The 18499-nt window shown below is 45.2% G+C and carries 20 protein-coding genes and 1 pseudogene; 14 read left to right on the top strand and 7 right to left on the bottom strand.

The genetic code is table 11. From position 1 onward, the window contains the following. Positions 1-303: an ArsR/SmtB family transcription factor gene (locus TX85_RS22185; protein WP_028538557.1), complete on the top strand. Its 303-nt coding sequence runs from the start codon at positions 1-3 to the stop codon at positions 301-303. Positions 304-438: 135 nt separating this feature from the next. Further along, on the top strand, positions 439-1650 hold the full coding sequence (locus tag TX85_RS22180; RefSeq protein WP_044482036.1) for an MFS transporter: 1212 nt from the start codon (positions 439-441) through the stop codon (positions 1648-1650). A gap of 444 nt (positions 1651-2094) precedes the next feature. On the opposite strand, the gene TX85_RS22175 is transcribed toward TX85_RS22180, so the two are convergent. Both TX85_RS22175 and TX85_RS22170 read right to left on the bottom strand, forming a co-directional pair. Further along, positions 2095-3594: a monooxygenase gene (locus TX85_RS22175; protein ID WP_044482035.1), complete on the bottom strand. Its 1500-nt coding sequence runs from the start codon at positions 3592-3594 to the stop codon at positions 2095-2097. A 24-nt stretch (positions 3595-3618) separates the two neighbouring features. Next, the gene (locus tag TX85_RS22170) at positions 3619-4098 is read right to left on the bottom strand and encodes a RidA family protein (protein ID WP_233500828.1); all 480 of its coding nucleotides are present in this window, start codon (positions 4096-4098) and stop codon (positions 3619-3621) included. 211 nt (positions 4099-4309) lie between these two features. On the opposite strand from TX85_RS22170, the gene TX85_RS22165 reads away from it, so the two are divergent. Then, on the top strand, positions 4310-4786 hold the full coding sequence (locus TX85_RS22165; protein WP_044482034.1) for a MarR family transcriptional regulator: 477 nt from the start codon (positions 4310-4312) through the stop codon (positions 4784-4786). Positions 4787-4986: 200 nt separating this feature from the next. On the opposite strand, the gene TX85_RS22160 is transcribed toward TX85_RS22165, so the two are convergent. Beyond that, positions 4987-5919: an alpha/beta hydrolase family protein gene (locus TX85_RS22160; protein ID WP_044482033.1), complete on the bottom strand. Its 933-nt coding sequence runs from the start codon at positions 5917-5919 to the stop codon at positions 4987-4989. Between the two features lie 198 nt (positions 5920-6117). On the opposite strand from TX85_RS22160, the pseudogene TX85_RS22155 reads away from it, so the two are divergent. The 3 genes and pseudogenes from TX85_RS22155 to TX85_RS25545 form a co-directional block, all read left to right on the top strand. Beyond that, positions 6118-6477 (top strand): annotated as a pseudogene (locus tag TX85_RS22155) (MerR family transcriptional regulator); the annotation flags it as partial. Positions 6478-6599: 122 nt separating this feature from the next. Continuing rightward, complete coding sequence (locus TX85_RS28245; RefSeq protein ID WP_392391856.1) at positions 6600-6821, top strand: SIS domain-containing protein; 222 nt, start codon at positions 6600-6602, stop codon at positions 6819-6821. Further along, entirely contained in the window at positions 6796-7107 is a 312-nt protein-coding gene (locus TX85_RS25545; protein ID WP_148444398.1) for a phosphoheptose isomerase family protein, read from the top strand. The genes TX85_RS28245 and TX85_RS25545 overlap by 26 nt, the downstream gene beginning before the upstream one ends. 261 nt (positions 7108-7368) lie before the next feature. Here the strand turns inward: TX85_RS25545 and TX85_RS22145 are convergent, their stop codons facing one another. From TX85_RS22145 to TX85_RS22135, 3 genes are read right to left on the bottom strand one after another with little or no spacing between them, the layout of a single operon-like run. After that, positions 7369-8112 carry an SDR family oxidoreductase gene (locus TX85_RS22145; RefSeq protein ID WP_044482031.1) on the bottom strand — a complete coding sequence of 248 codons (744 nt, stop codon included), beginning with the start codon at positions 8110-8112 and terminating at the stop codon, positions 7369-7371. Between the two features lie 41 nt (positions 8113-8153). Then, positions 8154-8456 carry a Dabb family protein gene (locus TX85_RS22140; protein ID WP_044482030.1) on the bottom strand — a complete coding sequence of 101 codons (303 nt, stop codon included), beginning with the start codon at positions 8454-8456 and terminating at the stop codon, positions 8154-8156. 23 nt (positions 8457-8479) lie between these two features. Continuing rightward, positions 8480-9049 (bottom strand): NADPH-dependent FMN reductase, encoded by a 570-nt coding sequence (locus TX85_RS22135; RefSeq protein ID WP_044482029.1) that lies wholly within the window; start codon positions 9047-9049, stop codon positions 8480-8482. Between the two features lie 194 nt (positions 9050-9243). Between TX85_RS22135 and TX85_RS27810 the strand changes: the two genes are divergently transcribed. From TX85_RS27810 to TX85_RS22115, 5 genes are all read left to right on the top strand, one after another. Continuing rightward, a complete protein-coding gene (locus tag TX85_RS27810; RefSeq protein ID WP_233500827.1) occupies positions 9244-9540 on the top strand; it encodes a helix-turn-helix domain-containing protein in 297 nt (98 codons plus the stop codon). A 6-nt stretch (positions 9541-9546) separates the two neighbouring features. Continuing rightward, on the top strand, positions 9547-10122 hold the full coding sequence (locus TX85_RS27805; RefSeq protein ID WP_262362706.1) for an MmyB family transcriptional regulator: 576 nt from the start codon (positions 9547-9549) through the stop codon (positions 10120-10122). 479 nt (positions 10123-10601) lie between these two features. After that, the gene (locus TX85_RS22125) at positions 10602-11660 is read left to right on the top strand and encodes a fumarylacetoacetate hydrolase family protein (protein ID WP_044482028.1); all 1059 of its coding nucleotides are present in this window, start codon (positions 10602-10604) and stop codon (positions 11658-11660) included. A gap of 21 nt (positions 11661-11681) precedes the next feature. Further along, positions 11682-12536 carry an MBL fold metallo-hydrolase gene (locus TX85_RS22120; protein ID WP_233500839.1) on the top strand — a complete coding sequence of 285 codons (855 nt, stop codon included), beginning with the start codon at positions 11682-11684 and terminating at the stop codon, positions 12534-12536. A 10-nt stretch (positions 12537-12546) separates the two neighbouring features. Next, the gene (locus tag TX85_RS22115; RefSeq protein WP_044482026.1) at positions 12547-13128 is read left to right on the top strand and encodes a TetR/AcrR family transcriptional regulator; all 582 of its coding nucleotides are present in this window, start codon (positions 12547-12549) and stop codon (positions 13126-13128) included. 297 nt (positions 13129-13425) lie between these two features. Here TX85_RS22115 and TX85_RS22110 read toward each other — a convergent pair whose 3' ends face one another. Further along, positions 13426-14064 (bottom strand): TetR/AcrR family transcriptional regulator, encoded by a 639-nt coding sequence (locus TX85_RS22110; protein WP_044482025.1) that lies wholly within the window; start codon positions 14062-14064, stop codon positions 13426-13428. A gap of 182 nt (positions 14065-14246) precedes the next feature. Here TX85_RS22110 and TX85_RS22105 point away from each other — a divergent pair, with 182 nt between their 5' ends. The 3 genes from TX85_RS22105 (at position 14247) to TX85_RS22095 (ending at position 18351) form a co-directional block, all read left to right on the top strand. Continuing rightward, positions 14247-15005 carry an SDR family oxidoreductase gene (locus tag TX85_RS22105; protein ID WP_044482024.1) on the top strand — a complete coding sequence of 253 codons (759 nt, stop codon included), beginning with the start codon at positions 14247-14249 and terminating at the stop codon, positions 15003-15005. Positions 15006-15282: 277 nt separating this feature from the next. Continuing rightward, the gene (locus TX85_RS22100; RefSeq protein ID WP_044482023.1) at positions 15283-16146 is read left to right on the top strand and encodes an SDR family NAD(P)-dependent oxidoreductase; all 864 of its coding nucleotides are present in this window, start codon (positions 15283-15285) and stop codon (positions 16144-16146) included. Between the two features lie 243 nt (positions 16147-16389). Further along, positions 16390-18351, top strand: coding sequence for a serine hydrolase (locus TX85_RS22095; protein WP_049895162.1), 1962 nt, complete (start codon positions 16390-16392; stop codon positions 18349-18351). Positions 18352-18499 lie beyond the last annotated feature (148 nt).

Here is an 18499-nt window from a genome sequence, read left to right as displayed (position 1 = left end):
ATGGATCCAATTGAAGTGTTCAAGGCGTTGTCTAACGAGTCGAGATTACAGATTTTACAGTGGCTTAAGGAGCCCGAAAAACATTTTGTGCCCCATGAAGGAGTGGATATGAGGGAAATCGGGGTGTGTGTCAGTCAAGTGACGGATAAGCTGAACATGACACAGTCGACAGCGTCGCAGTATTTGTCCATTCTGCAACGGGCCGGACTGATTCGAACCGAGCGAATCGGCAAATATACGTACTACAAACGTAACGAAGAGAAAATAAGCGAATTGGCTGATTTCTTAAATCAGAAACTCTAATCTGAACTGAATACCTCAAACGTATTCAGTTTTTTTTCGGCTCAACATATCGACATATTGCGATATATAAATTTATCAAAAGGATCCTCATGTCGGTAACTATTCATACAACAAAAATAAGGAGAAGTGAACGAATTGTCTAACACGTGGAAAGTCTATTTATTGGCATTAGTTACTTTTTTGGTGGGTACTTCCGAGTACGTTATTTCCGGCATCTTGGATAAGATCTCGGATACACTGGGGATTTCGGTTACTTCTGCGGGTCAGTTGGTCACGATTTTTTCCTTTGTGTACGCCATTGGCACCCCGATCCTGATGGCGTTGACTGCCAAGGTGGAAAGACAAAAGCTGCTGGTTTGGGCGCTGGGTGTCTTCGTTATCGGAAATATTCTGTCTTTCATTTTACCTGGCTATGCAGCGTTTCTCGCAGCTCGCGTCATCATGGCTCTAGGCGCGGGAATGGTTGTGGTAACCGCATTGGACATCGCCGCGAAAATTGCCGTCCCCGGCAAACAAGCCAGCGCGATTGCTACCGTGGTGATGGGCTTTACGGCCTCCTTGATTATCGGCGTGCCTCTTGGACGTATCGTTGCAGCACAACTCGGATGGAAATCGGTTTTTGGGATATTGGCACTGGCCGGTCTGGTGGTTATGTTCGTTCTGTACGCCATCATCCCTCGAGTTCAAGGGGATAAACCGATGCCGTTGTCCAAGCAGCTTGCCTTCTTGAAAAACGGAAATGTAGCGCTGGGGCTTGCGATTACCTTTTTCTGGCTCGGCGGATACTCGATCGCCTATACCTACATTTCACCGTATCTGCTAGATGTTGCCGGATTGAAAGAAGGGATACTGAGCGGAGTGCTGTTGGCTTTCGGCATCGCCAGCCTGCTCGGATCCAAATTCGGCGGTTTCAGTGTGGATAAATGGGGGGTGTTCCCGACACTATCAGGGGGATTGCTCTTGCACGTCATCGCGCTGCTTCTCCTCTCTCTATCCGTTGCCTATACGCACTCTTGGCAGCTGATTGTCATCCTCCTGATCTTGTGGTCGTTTGCGGCTTGGTCCTCCGGTCCAACGCAACAAGTTAATCTGGTTCGGATTGAACCGAGTTATTCTGGAATCATGCTAAGCCTGAACCAATCCATGATGCAGTTGTCCATGGCTGCGGGGGCTGCAATCGGCGGCGTCATGATCGAACGGGTGTCTCTGCCATCAATTACATGGGTCGGGATGATGGGTGTCGCTATTGCAATCGTGGTGGCGTCGTTCTTGAGAATGCGAATGAGCGCCGGCAGAGAAGGTCGGAAATACCCTGAGATGAATTCTAAAAAGGTGTCCATTAAATGAATTGAAGTTGTACCTGATTGCAAACGGCATAATGCATCATCTTCTGGTTCTCGGAAGATGATGCATTATAACTAAATAACATGAGGTAACCCAAAACATAGACCAAGATCAGGTTATTAAGCTCCCCTCGATATGATTCAGTTTCCTCACTCGCACGGTATTGTGCAGTTGGGCATGGCTGTAGGGGCTGTAATCGGAGGCATCGTTGTAAAAGCATCTCGTTTGCATCCGTTGGTTTGCTTGCGGAGCTTTCGTTGCCATTGGATTGATCCCGGCTATTGTTTCATTATCCATGGGTCGCCGATCTGCAACTGCGGAACGAAACGGAGCGTAAAGTACCTTCTTCCTCAGAAATGAAAATACCGCCTAAGCGTTGTTGAATAGCGCTTGAGCGGTATTTTCATACTCATGGAGAAATTGCGTTTTTTTGAGTGCAGCACAGAATTAATAATTCGTAATATTTCCGCACCAGCGAGTGATTCCTTCATTTATGGTTTGCCTTGGATCTGGATGGGATAGAGGAATCGCCCAGGCAATATGTCCATCCGGCCGAATCAGCGCCGTGTGGACATCGTTCCAATCCGCGTCAGCCTCAGCCAAAGAAGCATGTACAACTTGAAGGTTGCTATACGTTTCCCATTGGCCGCTATTCTGTTCATTAGAATGGAAATGCAACAGAAGAAAAGCACCTTTGTGCAAGAGCGGATAGGAGTTCATCAAGTGTCCATCTTTCAGCTTTAAGCGGAGATCCTTGAACCTTTTCCCGTTTAAAGGATGGGAAGGCGCTTCGGCGTCGGGAGCATAATGTACATCCATGGCGGAAATTTGTGCAGCGATCTGATAATTAGCCTCCGGTATTTGAATCAGATTAGCCAGCATGCTTCGCAGTTCCGTGATGGAAGGAGTCACGTCCAGAAGCAGGGTTTGGACCTCGGTATTCCGGAGCAAGGCCGTATTCCATGGAAAACGTTCGGCATGATAACTGTCCAATAGCCAGTCCGGAGCCCAGCCTTTAATTGCTCCAGCAAGCTTCCAGCCTAAGTTCATCGCTTCTTGTAAGCCGACGTTCATTCCCTGTCCACCAGCGGGAAAATGAATGTGCGTCGAATCTCCCGCCAAGAACAATCGACCATTCCGATAACGTTCCGCTTGCCGCGTAGCATTTCCGAAACGGGACATCCATTTCACCTCGTTCAATCCCAGGTCGCTTCCGGTCGTACGGATGAGCGATGAACGAAACTCTTCCAATGTAACAGTCTCATCCTTAGAGATGTTACGTCTCTCCATATCGATCATCAAGACTCGATAGAGATGATCATTGATTGGCATGATGCTGACCAATCCTTGTTCTGTAATTCGGGATATGACACTCATAGGAGCCAAATCAGATAGAACGGCATCCCCCAGAATAGCCGTGAAGGTCGCATCTGTACCTTCAAAGGATATATTTGCATGTTTGCGAACCAAGCTTCTGGCTCCATCCGTACCTACCACATAAGCTGATCTTAACGTTGTTTCTCCATGCGGTCCCGCGATCTTAACGTCAACCCCATCCTCATCCTGGTGCACAGACAGAGCCTCAACCTCTCTCCAGACTTCTGCACCAAGGTTAAGCGCCCATTCCTCCAGCACCTTCTCCGTCTCACTCTGCGGTAAAAAGAGGGTGTGATTCGAAGAAGAATCCAACATCGAGAAATCCAAAGGAGTTTCTAATCCGGCGAAATGTCCTCTCGAAAGTAAGCGGCCTTGCTTGATTAATTGTGATTTCACTCCACGCATATCTAATATTTCAAGCGTGCGTGGATGTACGGTAAGCGCACGTGAATATGGGGTTGTCTCCTTTAGTCGCTCAATGACGCACACCTTTACACCGGCTAAGGCCAATTCTCCAGCCAACATCATGCCGACAGGACCGCCACCGATCAGGATGACTTCATTTTTCATATCAATAACCTCTTTTCTTATACATTATGGGAAGATCACGATAGCGTCTATTTCGATAAGCCATTCAGGATCGGCTAGTGCTTGAACGCCTATATAGGTACTTGCTGTCTTCGGCCAGTTAGGGCCAAACACATGAAATCCGGCGTCAAAAATAGTCGAAATCAAATCCGGGCTGTGGTTCACGACAAAAATATTCATTTTTGCAATGTACAAGGGATCCGCTTGCACGGCTTCCAATGCATATTTAAGATTGGTGAACACCTGAATCGCTTGCGCGTAATAGTCCCCTGAACCGACCAATGCTCCTGATTCATCTACAGAAACCTGACCTGAGATGAAGGCCAGTTTGGAGGCAGTAGTTACCACGACATGAGAAATTACAGATGTAACCTTGTCCGTCAATATCTTCGGATTCACAATTTCCATAGGCAGGTAGGCTCCATTTCCATATTTATAAATCTTCTCTAGAAAAGTGGACAAGTATTTCCAGTAAACCTCCTTCATCAATTATTGTTTCGCAGGAACCTTTTTTACTGCCTGTTAAAACAAGTGTGATGAAAATTATATACTACCTTTGTTTCATATGAAACAATGTAAGTTTACTTTATTGCTATTTGTCCTGTCAACCCCAATATCAATACGTGTATGACCATTTGTTTCGCAGATAACAATCTGTGATATAATAAAAAAAACAAGTTGAGGAGCCAGCATAATCATGGATACTGCCAGTAAGAACAAAACCGCCATTCATGAATTTTTCGTTCAGTTTCTTGAGCAAAAAGAGCAATATGAAACCCGAATAACTGCCGCATACCTGGAGGATATCCGGAAACATATTGAATTGAAATTCAGCTTGAATATGACGGAACTGCACACCATTGCGTGCATCGGAGAGCAGGAGCCGATCAATCTCACTTCCATCGCGGAGAGAATAAATTTAAGCAAAGGAAATACCTCCAAGATCGCAAATAAATTACTAAAGGCAGGTTGGGTGCGAAAAGCCCAGCTCAACGACAACAAAAAGGAAGTGTATTTTCGGTTGACGTCTGTCGGCAAAAAGCTATTTGCTGCTCATGATGAACTTCATGCGAAGGAAAAGCAGAGAATGTACGAATTTTTGGATAGATACAACGAAAGCGAGCTCGAATTTATTAAACGGCTGTTTGGAGATATGGTTGACTTCTATCGCTAACGTACCTCAACAAACCGTACATGAATACGCCGCCTTTTAGAAGGCAAGAAGCGATCCGGCAAAACGAGGCGGGAGATGGGGCCTCCGCCTTCAAAGGATCCCCGATCCGAATAGATGGGGGAATGGTACCGAGAAAAAGAGAGTGAGCTCCCTCACAGGCATTGGGCCGGCGGGGGAGCTCGCTGTCTTTCTCTAGAGCTTTATTTGGATTCAATTCGACCAATTGAATGGGTCGTCTCGGACAAAGTCTGTTTCACTGCCGACCAGTTGGTCTGCTCAATATCGAGTACATGTCGAAGGTAAGCCCATGTAACTTTCTGGATCAGGGCAACTCGTTCTGGGTTTTCGTCTGTTGTTTCTTTAACCTCGTAACCAGCGATCCCTCCAAGTGAGTGTTCTGCGCCAAAAAGGGTGAGCAGGCTTTCAGCTCCCGGGCTAAGGAAGTAAGGGTCGGTCATCCAATCCGGCCCGCGAACGGTCAGTTGATATTTGTTAGGAGTGTCGTCCTGATCCCCGACGACCACGAGGGTGGGCTTGGTCATGTGCTCGAAGCTCACGTTCAGATGCGGCATCTTCTCGGCCGCGAACGGTGTCAGGCTGTCCCCACCTTGCCCAGCGGTGGCGAATAGCACGCCTGCTTTGATGCGCGAGTCGGACAGGTCCTCTTCCTTCTTGGTCTCGGGGTTGAGGACTCGCAAGCCTAACAGGTTGCCCGCCGTTTGGCCGCCGAAGGAGTGTCCGGCTGTGGCGATGCGGCTTCGGTCAAGGCGCCCGCTGAGGCCGGGAACGGCAGATTCCAGGAAATCAAGCTGATCAAGGATGCGCTTCATGTCTTCCACTCGGAAACGCCATATCCGTGGTGTGCGGGGATCGTCCTGAGGGAGACCCAATGTCCTTGAGTCGAGATGGGTAGGTTGAATGACTACGAAGCCGTGTGCAGCCCAGAAGTCAACCAAGGGGCCGTAACCCTCCAACGATGAGCCAGAACCGTGTGAGAAAACAATGATAGGTAAGTTACGACCGGTCGTCGGCGCGGAGACTCTCACTTGCAGATTCTCGCCACGGCCCGGGGCTGAAAGCACTATCGGCTTTACCGAGACGACTGGAGAGGGTGCGGTAATCTTTAGTTCCATAATAAATGTTCCTGCCCTTCTTAAGATAGATTGTTGTCGGGAGTTTTCTCCCGCAGATCCCATAATAAAAGTTGGAGTAGAATCCAAGTCAAGGCGCGAAAATAAAAAAGTTGATTAAGGATAAATGATGGAAATAAGTTTGACTTGGAGTATGCTCCAAAATGTATAATGCTCAAAACGGCAATTTAGGGAGGAGACATAATGGAAGAACAAACTTTTACGATCAAGCAAGTCGCCGAGCAAACCGGTATTTCCGAGGATACAATCCGCTATTACGAAAAGATCATGCTGCTGCCTCAGGCAGAACGGAAGGAAAACAGGCATCGCTTTTATCGAAAAGAGGACATTTATAGGATCAAGCAAATAAACTGCCTCAAAAAAACGGGAATGTCGCTCGAGGCTATGCGGCCATTTTTGTCTGCCTCAGTCGACTCCGATTCCGTTAATTATCCTGAACTGGTGGATCAATTAAGAAGTCAACGTGAACATATTATGATTCAAATTTCCTCGCTTCAGCAGATCGTTGATTTTATTGACATAAAGCTGAAAGAAGGTAGGCCCCAATAATTAAAGCTCGATGCGGGCTTTTTTATACACGAATTGTAACCGACGCAGTTACAATTGTGGCGGTTACAACAAATCAAATATTGGAGGTAAAATGATGAAAATTGTAGTTGCAGGTGCAACATGAAAATTTGAACATTATTGTATCCGGATACGATTTACGTCCAGGAGGAACCATCATCATCGTCACTAATAGCGGAATAAATGCGGTTCCGATTGAAGTTGCATTGGAGTGTAAAAAACGCAGTCTGCATGTGTCTGCCTTGACGAACCTTAAACAAATCGGAAGAGCGTTCCTGACATTCGAGCGGTATGCGACTTTTCGAGGTGGCGGATGATGTCCTGGGTACCTGTGGTGCTCCCGGAGATGCCATGCTTCAGCATGACAAGCTTCACCCCAAAATCGGACCTACCTTAACCATAGCCGGTATTGTGATCATTCAGGCGTTAATATGCGCCATTGTGGGGAAATTGTTGGAGCGGGACGTTGTGCCTCCGGTTTTTCGAAGTGGTAATGTTTCCGGAGGAGACGAACATAATCGAGGATTGATAGACAAGTACAAGGACAGGGTCCGGTACTATCGCGCTTTGGCCGGGAGCCGGTCGATTTTTTCTGTTACGTAACAGGCAATTTGTTTCATATTCTTCTGCCCTTTTTGATAAGAGGATTCCTTCATCTGTGAGATTGATACTGTGGCTACATAAAGAGTTTTTACCTAGCTCTTGTTCAAGATCTTTTAATTTTCTAGCAGCGCAAGGTCGAGAGAAAGCCGCTCGTTTCCCTACAGGGGAACTGAGCGGCAACATGATGCAGGGTCAGGGAATGACCGCGGTCTGTGGTACTTTTCTTATTATCTGCTAGACAGTGTATTTAGATTGGATTGATTAAATGAATCCACCATTAACACGGATGGTTTGTCCCGTAACCCACTGCGATTCTTCGCTCGCAAGAAAGAGGATCACACCTGCAATGTCCTCGGTCTCTCCGAGACGTCTAAAGGCGTTCATGTTGGCTAGTCCCTGGATTTGTTCGGGTGTTTTGCCAACCGTGAAAAGCTCGGTATTTATAGGCCCTGGTGCTACAGCATTAATCGTTATATTTTTATTTCCAAGCTCCTTGGCCAATTGCCGTGTGAATTGTTCGACGGCTCCTTTGGAGCCCGCATAAAGACTGTATGCAGGGAACATCTGACCCGCCACTGAAGTGGAAAAGTTGATAATGCGGCCATTCGCGTTTAAATGCTTAGCAGCAAGCTGGCATGAAAAATAGGTCCCTTTGACATTGATCGCAAATAGCTGGTCGTAATCCGCTTCCGTAACATCGCCCACCGGTTTTGTAATGATGACCCCCGCGTTATTCACCACAATATCTAGCTTTCCGAACGTTCTTATTGTTTCTTGATAGAGTCTCTCCAACTCGCTCAATCGGCTGATATCGGCCTGAATTGCTACCGCTTCTCCGCCATTCCTTTGAATATTCTGTACAACGTCTGTCGCCTGATCTGCGTGATTCGCAAAATTGATAACTACCTTGGCGCCATGATTCGCTAAATACTCGGCAATAGTTCTGCCAATTCCTCTGGATGCTCCAGTGACCAAGGCAATTTTGCCGGCAAGCTTCTTCTCCATTTCAGCAAGCTCTCCTTTCTAATGTGTTTTAAAGGGCAATATTAAGCAAACGGGTAATCCATAACGACGATTCCTTCAACAAACGGGCCAATGGATTGCAATAATCCTTGATGCAGGGGGTGCTGAATATACTCCCGGCAAGCCTGTTGATTTTCGAAAGTGACTCTGATTCCCAGCGTAAACCCCTGTATATGCTCTATTTCCTCCGTGACGTTAATCCCTGCGCTAAGTTCCACGATCCCCGGAATGTTCCCTTTAAAGTCATGTGCGCGCTTTATTGCACTTTCTTTTACTTCAATAGAAACATCGGGCTTGAATTTCAATAGCACGATATGCTCAAACATCTTACTCCCTCCAAGGTTTCTGTTTATTTTTGACTCTGGAGCTGCTTCAATTGGGAGAGCTCCTTCATCCATTTCACGAAATTGTCGGTAACAAGATCAAGGTACTGAATTGTAGGTTCATCGGTCAGCTCACCCTTCTCGTTAAACTTCTCATGAACAAGACCAATGTACACTTCATTGCCAGGCAACAGCGGCGAGGAAATACCGGATGCGAACAGAATGTCACGCAGATGGCCCTGCGCTTTGACTGATCCCAACAATCCCATGGAAGATCCGACGATCCATGAGGGCTTCCCGATCATGACTCGATCCACGCGGGATAACCAGTCAATCGCGTTCGCCATGACGCCGGGTATAGTCGAATTATATTCCGGAGTGATCCATAACACCGCGTCGGCAGCAGCGACTTTCGCTTTAAAATCGATAACCGGCTGCGGCGGAACAGACTCGATATCCTGATCGTAAAAGGGGAGGTCCCGAATGCTCAGCACATCTAACTGAAAAAGATGCTGATAACGGTTTTGAATATAACGGGCTAGCTTCTGGTTGTATGAATCTTTGCGAATGCTTCCGACTATGGCGGCTACTTTCATTTTCATCACCTCAATGATAGGGTCTGAATGGAGTTGAGCAGGTGGGGCCGATCACACTGTCAATCCATTCTTGCTATTCCTCCTAAGGAGGTCATAAACTAGTCTATATGGACCCGAAGAGGCTAGGAAGAGATCTAGTTATCGTAGGATTGGGAATCCTACGTTCATGAATAGATAGGAGGCATGTAGAGATTATGGCAAACAGATTGGACCGTTATGAGGAATTGTCCCGTTTTTTGCGTTCGCGCCGTGAACGAATAAGCCCAGAACAAGCAGGTGTGCCGGATTCCGGACGCAGACGAACCCCCGGACTTCGCCGCAGCGAGGTAGCTCTGCTGGCAGACGTGGGGCTGGATTGGTACACCTATTTGGAACAAGGACGTCATATCAACGTATCCGCTGAGGTCCTTGATCGAATCGCGAAAGTGCTTCAGTTAGATGAGTCGGAACGCAGGCATCTGTACCATCTTGCCCGTAAGCAATTTCCTTAGACCGGTATGAAGCAACCCTCTAAGGTAACGCCGGAGCTTCAACGTTTTTTGGATAATCAGAACCTTTCCCCTGCGAATGTCATGGATGCGCGCATGAACATCATTGCCTGGAATGAAGCTTACTGCGCATTAAATGGGAATCTCGCGGTGATGTCGGAGAGGGAGCGGAATCTGGTTTGGATGACGTTTACTTCTCCCCGTTTCCGCTATCTAAAGGGAGACCAATGGGAACTGCATGCCAGGCGAATCGTTGCAAATTTTCATGCCGGATATGCTCGTCACATCGACGATCCTTGGTGGACCGGGCAGTTCGAGGCGCTTTCACAGGCTAGCAGGGAGTTTCGAGAATTTTGGGATTCCCATGAGGTTCTCGATGCGATGGATGCACCTAAGACGCTGCATTGTCCGAATCTCGGGATCTTGAATTTTGATCTGGTTTCGTTTCATTACTTGAACGATTCTAATTTGACCGTTTCCATTCATGTTCCTCATCCGGATGGCACGGTGGATAAGATGCAGCAACTGCTAATGGATTATCGGAGCCAGCATTCAGAGGAGCTTGAATCTTCTTCAAGAGTTTAGTATAAGAAGGCAATCAGAACTGTTATTAGGCATATATCAAGAATCAGGGCTCTTCCAGAAGCAGGAAAAGCCCTTTTTTACATCCTCGCTGATGCGAAATGAAAGTCTGTTACATTAAATTCTCTTGTAGTAATTTGAACATAACGGTCGTCTCCGGAAGAAATAATTCAAACGATGTTGAATGAAGTTGTTGCCTGGTCTACTGCTTTAAAAACGATAAGAAGCTGATTGGTTTTCGATAGGTGTACCTTCACTAGGGTTTAGTCATTCAAAATATCAGAGGAAACTCGTTAACTTATAATACCAAATTACTCATTGTGAAGTAATTTGGTATTTTGATGTTCACTCAAAAACACCTTTGGCAACATGAAGGAATTCTTTTACCGCAGGATCAACTATGCAAGTAATCACTTGCATTCATTAATAGGTGAATAGTAACATATCAATTAAATAGTAAATGACTACATGGAGGGTTACATATGAAACTAATATCTTTTTCCGTGAATAATTCTAAGATGGAACAGTTTGGTATTGTTATCGATGACTATGTTATTTCTTTTGAAAGGCTCCAGCATCTATCAAACCAGTTCTCTCCTTTATTAAACAATATCAATAGCTATTTACAAGGATTGCCTGAAAGTGAGCAACATGCTCGTACACTTTATTTATATGCCCAAGAGATTATTTCAGAGAACAATATAGAGCCATTTTTTACCCTAGAGGAAATCCAACTATTTTCTCCTATTCCTAATCCGCCAGCAGTTTTAGATTTTGGTCTATCGCCAAAGCATTTAATAAATTCAGGCTATACACTAATTGAACATGAATTTAAAGGGATATTAAAACCTATATTGCGAAAGATTCTTGGCAGGGCTTTGCGAAAGACAACTCAAAAATTTAGTATGCCTTATTACAAATGCAACCATTTATCGATAAGTGGACCATTTGATACATTAGTTTGGCCGTCTTATACCTCGTACTTGGATATCGAGCCAGAGCTAGGAGTTGTTATAGGCCATTCTGAAGTTGACCCTATAACTGATAACGTGAAAGTTTCTATTGCCGGGTATGTAATTATGAACGATGTATCTGCGAGAGATGTTCAGTTCCCAGATTTTCGTGTACTTTGTGGACCAGCAAGGAGTAAAGATTTTGACAAAAGTATTGGTATTGGTCCTTATTTTGTAACACCAGATGAAGTAGATAGTCCGTTATCTTTAGATGTTAGCGTGAAAATAGGTAAGAATAACCGATTGTCATGGAAAGGCAGCACATCCGACTATGTCACTCACCCACAGGAAGTTATCGACTATCTTTCCGCTATCTTCACTCCTCCACCTGGAACGATTATTGGAATGGGGACGATCCCTGGCTGCTGTGGATTGGATAACAATCAATGGCTCATTCCTGGTGATATCGTTGAGATTTCAATTCAAGGATTGGGAACGCTTAAACAATTTGTCCCCAGTGAACTAAAATTATTACAATCATCAAGATGGAAAAACCGAGAAGATTTGAAAGCGTACTATAAAAAATAACGAGGAAGGAATGGAGTGAATATGAATTTACCTCCTATAGCAGAAACAGTCCCTGAATGTAAGCTAACCATTATGAATGCAGGATTTTGTATAATTAAAAAGTCTCACTTACTAAAAGGTGCTGATCCATCCGATATATCAATTCCATCATTGTTCTTCCTAATTAAACATCCTGTACATGGTAATATATTATTTGATACGGGCTACTCAACTCGGTACTTTGAAGCTACAAAAAACTTTCCTTTTTCTCTTATGAATAAAATTACCCCAGTTAAGATAACGGAGAAGGAAAATGCTATCAGTCAATTACTTGAAAAAAATATAACGTCAAAGCAAATTCAAACAGTCATCCTATCTCATTTACACGCTGACCATGTTGGGGGTATTAGTGATTTTAACTACTCAACTATATATGTAAATAAGAAGGAATGGAGATATTGTCAACAACCTAAGCTCAAATTACTATTTAAAGGATATTTAAAGCAATTGTTTAAAAATATTAATCTATCTTCTTTGAAACAGTTAGACTTTGAGGAAAGTGGATGTTCATATGGTCCTTTTTTAAATACGATTGATTTATTCAAGGATAATTCAATCATATTAGTTCCCCTTCCTGGTCACTCAATTGGACAGTGTGGACTACTACTAAATATTTCGAATAAAGAAAGATATTTCTTAATTGCGGATAGTGTATATGTAAAAGCTAATTATCAAAAAAACAAAGGCGGATCACTTCTTAGCAGAATCGCTCATTATAATCGAAAGCAATATGAAAGTAATTTTCCAATGCTGAAACAATTGGAGATGGATAATCCTGACTTGATGATTATTCCATCACACGATCCAAATCTGTACACTCAATTTATAAGTAAGTGAGGTAATTAAATTGACACAAACATTAAATACAAGGAAGAAAATATTACAGGCTGCCATATCATTAATAAAGAAAAAAGGGTTTCAGGGCGTTACAACAAGAGAAATCGCTCGTCAAGCAAATGTTAATGAAGTAACTGTTTTTCGTCACTTCGGTAACAAAATGAACATTTTAAATACGATAATAGACGAATATTCTTATATCCCTTCTTTTGAAAAGGTGGTACACGAGGAGATCCGTTGGAACCTTAAAGAGGATTTACAAATCATTACAAAAGTATATTTTACTTTCTTTAAGGAAAATGATGATGTAATAAAAATTGCATATAAAGAATTAGGTAGCTTTCCCGAGTTGGATAAAAAAATTACCACAATCCCCTTGCAGCTAAAAGAATTGCTTGTTCAATATTTTGACAGAATGCAAAAGCTAAATAAAATAAAAGAATGCGATAGTAACGCAATTGCTATAGCTTTTATATCGATGAATTTTGGCTATTTAGTTTCATTGGTCATTCATAATCATGATTTTGGTATAAATGAGGAAAAATTCATTGATGATAGTACGCAACTTTTTACTGGAATGTTAGATTTTTGAAATTCTAGAAATGAAAAATACGCATTGTTTAATCGCTTCTAAGCTTGAAAAGTTCAATGTTATCTTGATCATCTTGATGGATAGGGCGAGCCAGAACAACTGATTCGTCTTTTATTTTTTCAATCGATAGCGCAGCCGAGATATCCTTATTTTCAAGAGACAAAGAGATTGTCACATCTTGCTTGAATGAAATATAACGCTCTGGTCGTAATAATGACCAGGGCGTTTTGTTCTTGATGCCCTTTGACCTATCCTACGTTCAGCGTAACACAGCAGAATCGGAAATCGGCTCTTCACTTATGAAATGGCTTGCAAAATATGAACGATTCTCCTTTCAATATTGGAATTGTCTATGATCTTCAGATATTCAGGTTTTAGCAATTGATACTGCTTCATGTAGTAGAAATCCATAATCGCTTGTTTCAAAGTAATATCATACTGAATCGAAAATGACGGCTCGATAAAGCGTCGCAGCACAGCGTCATCTTGAACCATAAACAACACGGCATTCAATTTATTGAAAATCTGTTGCTCCATACCGGATTCAAAAAAAGTTTGTAAGCTTTTATTCCGATTTTGTAGGGCAATGGACAGATTCTCAAAATGGTGTGGATAAAATTCCTTAAGATCTTGCAAGAACAAATCAGAGATATACGCGGCACACATCAACGATTGTAAAAATGTTAATTGAAAACGATCCAAAAAAGTGACGGAATCGTCTTTGACAACCGTGTCAGCCTTTTTCGAATAATCAATGTAATAATCTACGACTTGTTCGATGATGTCGTCTTTGGAGGAAAAATGCTTATAAAGTGTCACTTTGCTGATATCCATATATTTTGCGAGATCATCGACCTTCAGTTGACTGAATTTTGTTTTTCTTATAATGGGTTTTATTTTTTCCACATACGTATCTACACTCACAGCTTTTCTCACGGATAAGTACCTCCCTTTGATGCCTATAAAAGACATTATAACAAATTTTCTTACCTTTATGTATTGAGATTATTAAATGAACTAATTTAGTAAATTTAGTTTACTTATTAAATTCATTGCTGTATAATCGGTCCTGTACCTAATCATCCGATTACGGATTATACCAAGGGAGGACGATTTAAATGGAACCATTCAGAAAGGGGAAATTCTCTGACAAAAAGGTCGTGATCACGGGAGGCAGCAGCGGAATCGGCCTTGCGACAGCGAAGCTGCTAGTGGATGAAGGCGCACACGTTCTGATTACTGGACGTACTCAGGCGACGCTGGATGCGGCTCGTGAACAACTCGGCAACAACGCAATTGCGGTCATGAGCGATGCCGCCTCATTGAAGGACATCGCCGCGTTAGCTGATCGAGTGAAGGCTGAATTTGGAACAATAGATGCCCTGTTCGTTAACGCTGGTGTCACGGGGTTTGTCCCTTTTGAGACAATGACCGAAGAAAAGTACGACGAGATACTTACAATCAACGCCAAAGGACCGTACTTCACCGTGCAGAAACTCGCTCCGTTGCTAAGCTCAGGCAGCGGGGTAGTCCTTACCACCTCAATCGTGAACGTAGTGGGTCTCCCAATGCTCAGTGCTTATGCAGCTAGTAAGGCGGCGCTGCGGTCCATGACTCGAGGTCTGGCGCGCGAGTTATTACCTCGAAATATTCGCGTCAACGCAGTCAGTCCCGGCGTTATTGACACAGGCATCATGGAAAAAGCAATGCCAAAAGAAGCTGCCGAGCAGACAAAGGCACAGATGAGACAGCAGATCCCAATGCTGCGTTTCGGCGATCCAGTTGAGGTAGCCAAGGCTGTTGCATTCCTGGCATTTGAGGCCACCTACACCACCGGGGCTGAGTTCCCTGTCGACGGAGGCGGATCCCAGATCTAAGCTCCTCCGTCCGCACACCCGACTATTAAAGCGGTAGAAGGGGCGTAGCTTCCCCTCATGACAGAGAACACGATTTTATCAGGGACGCATTCGAGCAGGGTTCGCCTCCGGCCAGATCGCCCTCATGCGTGGTGCTCGTGTGGTTGCCACTGCTGGTGCCGCCTACGACGAAAAGCTCCGCTTCATGGGGGTGCCCGCGGCAAACTGATCCTCCTGCCCGACTCCGGCTGATGAGCACATATAACCGAATGAAATTCTGAATAAAGGAGGACATGCATTGAGTAAGAACCAACGAGAACATATTGCACTGATTACAGGCGCAAGTAACGGGATCGGATTGGCATTGACCCGGAAAATGCTGTCAGAGAACTGGCAGGTGGTTGCTTTGAACCGGTCGGATTTTCCAGCGGAGGATAGATTCCTCCAAAATCATCTCAAGGACGGCCGGATCCGAGCCTATAAAGTGAAGGATCTCACCGATTATGGCAGCTTGAGACACGCTTTGGAAGAAATAAAAAGCAAGGAACAGCGGATCGATATTTTGTTTAACAACGCCGGAGGAGGCTTAAGTGAGCTGCGCTATTCGAAACAAGGCCGCGAATTGCATTATGAATTGTTGACGGTCGTTCCTTATATTATTCTGATGGAATTGAAGGAGTTGCTCAATAACGGCAGTTTAAAAACGGTTATTAACACTTCGTCGCAGGTGTTTAGATTTATAAAGGAGTTTACGATCGAAAAATTGGAGCATCCCAAAACCTTCCGCAAAATGTATGGACCCTATGCGGCTTCAAAGCTGGCTCTTTCGTTATGGACCCAAGCCATCGCACCGCAGCTTGCCAAGGAAGGCGTCAAGATCCGCAGCGTTGACCCGGGCATTAACAACACGCTAAGAAAAGGAAAAGATTCCGGACTGACCGCAGGGTTCGAACTGTTTATGAAGTTTTTTTCCTCTCCGCCTACTCATGGAGCCAACCTATTATATGAGGGAGCTCTGGGCAAAAACAGCAATGAGACCGGCGTGTTTCTGTTCAAAGATCGGATTGCGGACTTGAAATTTGCAGAACATGCACAGCGCGTGCTGGAAAAAGTCTCCGATATCTATAGCCATGAATTTCTTGGCGGGAATGTTCAACGATAACGCAGAAAAATAGTTCGTGAGGCCACCGCAAATGAATGAGCCAGGTGGCCTCTTCCCGTACGGTTACGCTATAATCGCAGGCGATGACCATTTTCCAAGATAAGCATCTGCGCGGTCACGCAAAACAAATGCGCGGACACCCCGTCTTTCACCCCCTTCTACCGATTCCCTCCAGCCGCCCGGATGCTAATATGGAGTAGTGTATACCCACTTCAATCGTCACATCATAAAAGGAGATTAACTATGAAAAAGCTTATTCTGCTCATCCTCGCTGCCGCCCTGTTCCTCCCGTCCGGTGTAATTGCGGCAGACCCGCAAGCATCCCCTTCGGCCGTGAAGCTGGATAAAGCCGAGGCCGAAGCCTTTGCAGCGCAATTTTTTGGACAAAAGGAAGTCAAGGAACAATTGGCAGGCGCCTTGCTGGTCATCGTCAAGGACGGACAGGTGCTCCTGAACAAGGGCTACGGTTATGCTGACATTGCTGCAAAGAGGCCGGTTGACGCCGACAAAACACGGTTCCGCCTGGCCTCTGTATCCAAGCTGTTCACCTCTGCAGGCATTATGCAGCTGGCTGAAGCCGGAAAGGTTGATCTGGACAAGGATGTCCAGACCTACTTGCCGGATCTGCAAATCCCGAACAAAACGGGAGTGCCGCTTACACTGAAGCATTTGATGACCCATACAACTGGCTTCGACAATGCCGACAGCTTGGGTTCAGATAAAGCTTATATGTTAAAGGACTATCTGAAGGACATGATGCCTACCGTCGTACGCAAGCCGGGTGAAACATTCCGTTACGACAACTTTGCTTTTACTTTGCAGGGATATATTATCGAGAAGGTCTCCGGAATGTCTTTTCAGGATTATGTCGGCAAAAATATATTCAAACCGCTCGGCATGGACAGCAGCAGCTTTATGTTCAACGATGAGGTAAAGCAAGCCATTGCCACTCCCTATGACAACAATCTGGAGCCAGTTGCGCAAATCCCGAACGTGCCCGACAATTCGCCGCAAGGGGGAATGTTCTCTACGGGGACAGATATGGCCAAGTTCATGCTCGCAATGCTGAACGGCGGGCAAGCCGGAGGTGAGCGGTTCCTGACGGAAGCTTCAGTAAAAGCGATGGAGCGTACAAGCGTCACGATCCATCCGGACATCCCGGGCATCGGCTATGCCTTTGAGACGAACTATCCAAAAGACTACAACGGATATAGAGTCGTGGAAAAAGGCGGCGATTTATCGGGTTTCCATTCCAATCTATGGCTGCTGCCCGAGCAGAACACCGGTATGTTCCTCGTTTTGAACAGCGACAAAGGTAACCTGCGGCTCCCTTTCTTTGAGCAGTTCATGAGTCGTTATTTCCCCAAAACAGATGCCGGACCGGCTTTTGTGAAGCCGGCACCGGACAAGCAGCAGCTTCTCCGGTTTGAGGGACTGTACCGCCATCTGCGCACGCCCGTATTGCGTTATGACATTACTGCTGTTGATGGTGCTTTGATCGTGCGCGATGTTTTTGGCACACATACCTTGCGCCAGGCGGACGATCTGCTGTTCTATGACGAAGAAGGGACTCCTGCCGGCTTTAAACTTAATGCGGATGGAGACATTGCCTACTTTTCCTACAACATGACAGACAGCTGGGCGGAGAAGATACCCGAGCCACCTGTATTTAGCGATGTCCCGGTAGACCATCCTTATGCCAAATCTATTTATTATCTGGTTCAGCTTGGAGCCATTCCGGGCGGGACAGACGAATTCAAACCGGACAAGCCGGTTACGAGAGGCCAGTTCCTCGCACAGATCATGCCAATGGCGGGATTCCAGCTCTCTACCCAGCCATCTATATTTTCCGACACTAAAGGCAGCCCCTATGAAGCTGTAATCCAGACGGCGGTTAATTACGGGATTGTCCAGGGACTCCCCGGCGGCGTCTTTGGCCCTGACCAGCCATTAACCCGTGAGCAAGCGGCCACCTTCATCTGGCGGATGGTCAAAATCTCGATGAACGCTGATCCAGTTAAGGCTGACCTGAAGATCTCTGCCTCTCCTTGGGCATCCGAAGGGGTACAGTACATTGTAGGCCAACGGATGTTCGGCCCTGACGTTAAGGCGACTGGCGGAGCGCTGGATTACAGACCAAAGGACCCTATGCTGAACAAGGAAGCAGCGGTATTGATCTACAAGCTTGTCCAAAAGCTTTTTTAGACAATGATTTGTAGTTGAAGGCGAATAAACAAGCAGGCGGGTCAAGACGATCTGCCTGCTTTTTATTATAATAGAAGGAAACTTACCTGAAGGATTGTGAAACCTGCCATGTCTAGCCTGCTCCGGCACCGGCGTATACAATATTTGT

This window comes from Paenibacillus antibioticophila, assembly GCF_000455265.1.
Classification (GTDB): Bacteria; Bacillota; Bacilli; order Paenibacillales; family Paenibacillaceae; genus Fontibacillus; species Fontibacillus antibioticophila.
The sequence above is the reverse complement of the archived record's forward strand: the minus strand, read 5'-3'. Positions and strand labels throughout refer to the sequence as shown.

Excerpts from the sequence above, each read along its gene's own strand:
- TX85_RS22160 (WP_044482033.1), bottom strand. The coding sequence starts at position 5,919 with ATGGAACTAAAGATTACCGCACCCTCTCCAGTCGTCTCGGTAAAGCCG.
- TX85_RS22170 (WP_233500828.1), bottom strand. The coding sequence starts at position 4,098 with ATGAAGGAGGTTTACTGGAAATACTTGTCCACTTTTCTAGAGAAGATT.
- TX85_RS22105 (WP_044482024.1), top strand. The coding sequence starts at position 14,247 with ATGGAACCATTCAGAAAGGGGAAATTCTCTGACAAAAAGGTCGTGATC.
- TX85_RS22135 (WP_044482029.1), bottom strand. The coding sequence starts at position 9,049 with ATGAAAGTAGCCGCCATAGTCGGAAGCATTCGCAAAGATTCATACAAC.
- TX85_RS22145 (WP_044482031.1), bottom strand. The coding sequence starts at position 8,112 with ATGGAGAAGAAGCTTGCCGGCAAAATTGCCTTGGTCACTGGAGCATCC.
- TX85_RS22125 (WP_044482028.1), top strand. The coding sequence starts at position 10,602 with ATGAAACTAATATCTTTTTCCGTGAATAATTCTAAGATGGAACAGTTT.
- TX85_RS27810 (WP_233500827.1), top strand. The coding sequence starts at position 9,244 with ATGGCAAACAGATTGGACCGTTATGAGGAATTGTCCCGTTTTTTGCGT.
- TX85_RS22185 (WP_028538557.1), top strand. The coding sequence starts at position 1 with ATGGATCCAATTGAAGTGTTCAAGGCGTTGTCTAACGAGTCGAGATTA.
- TX85_RS22120 (WP_233500839.1), top strand. The coding sequence starts at position 11,682 with ATGAATTTACCTCCTATAGCAGAAACAGTCCCTGAATGTAAGCTAACC.
- TX85_RS22165 (WP_044482034.1), top strand. The coding sequence starts at position 4,310 with ATGGATACTGCCAGTAAGAACAAAACCGCCATTCATGAATTTTTCGTT.
- TX85_RS27805 (WP_262362706.1), top strand. The coding sequence starts at position 9,547 with ATGAAGCAACCCTCTAAGGTAACGCCGGAGCTTCAACGTTTTTTGGAT.
- TX85_RS22095 (WP_049895162.1), top strand. The coding sequence starts at position 16,390 with ATGAAAAAGCTTATTCTGCTCATCCTCGCTGCCGCCCTGTTCCTCCCG.
- TX85_RS22140 (WP_044482030.1), bottom strand. The coding sequence starts at position 8,456 with ATGTTTGAGCATATCGTGCTATTGAAATTCAAGCCCGATGTTTCTATT.
- TX85_RS25545 (WP_148444398.1), top strand. The coding sequence starts at position 6,796 with ATGCGACTTTTCGAGGTGGCGGATGATGTCCTGGGTACCTGTGGTGCT.
- TX85_RS22175 (WP_044482035.1), bottom strand. The coding sequence starts at position 3,594 with ATGAAAAATGAAGTCATCCTGATCGGTGGCGGTCCTGTCGGCATGATG.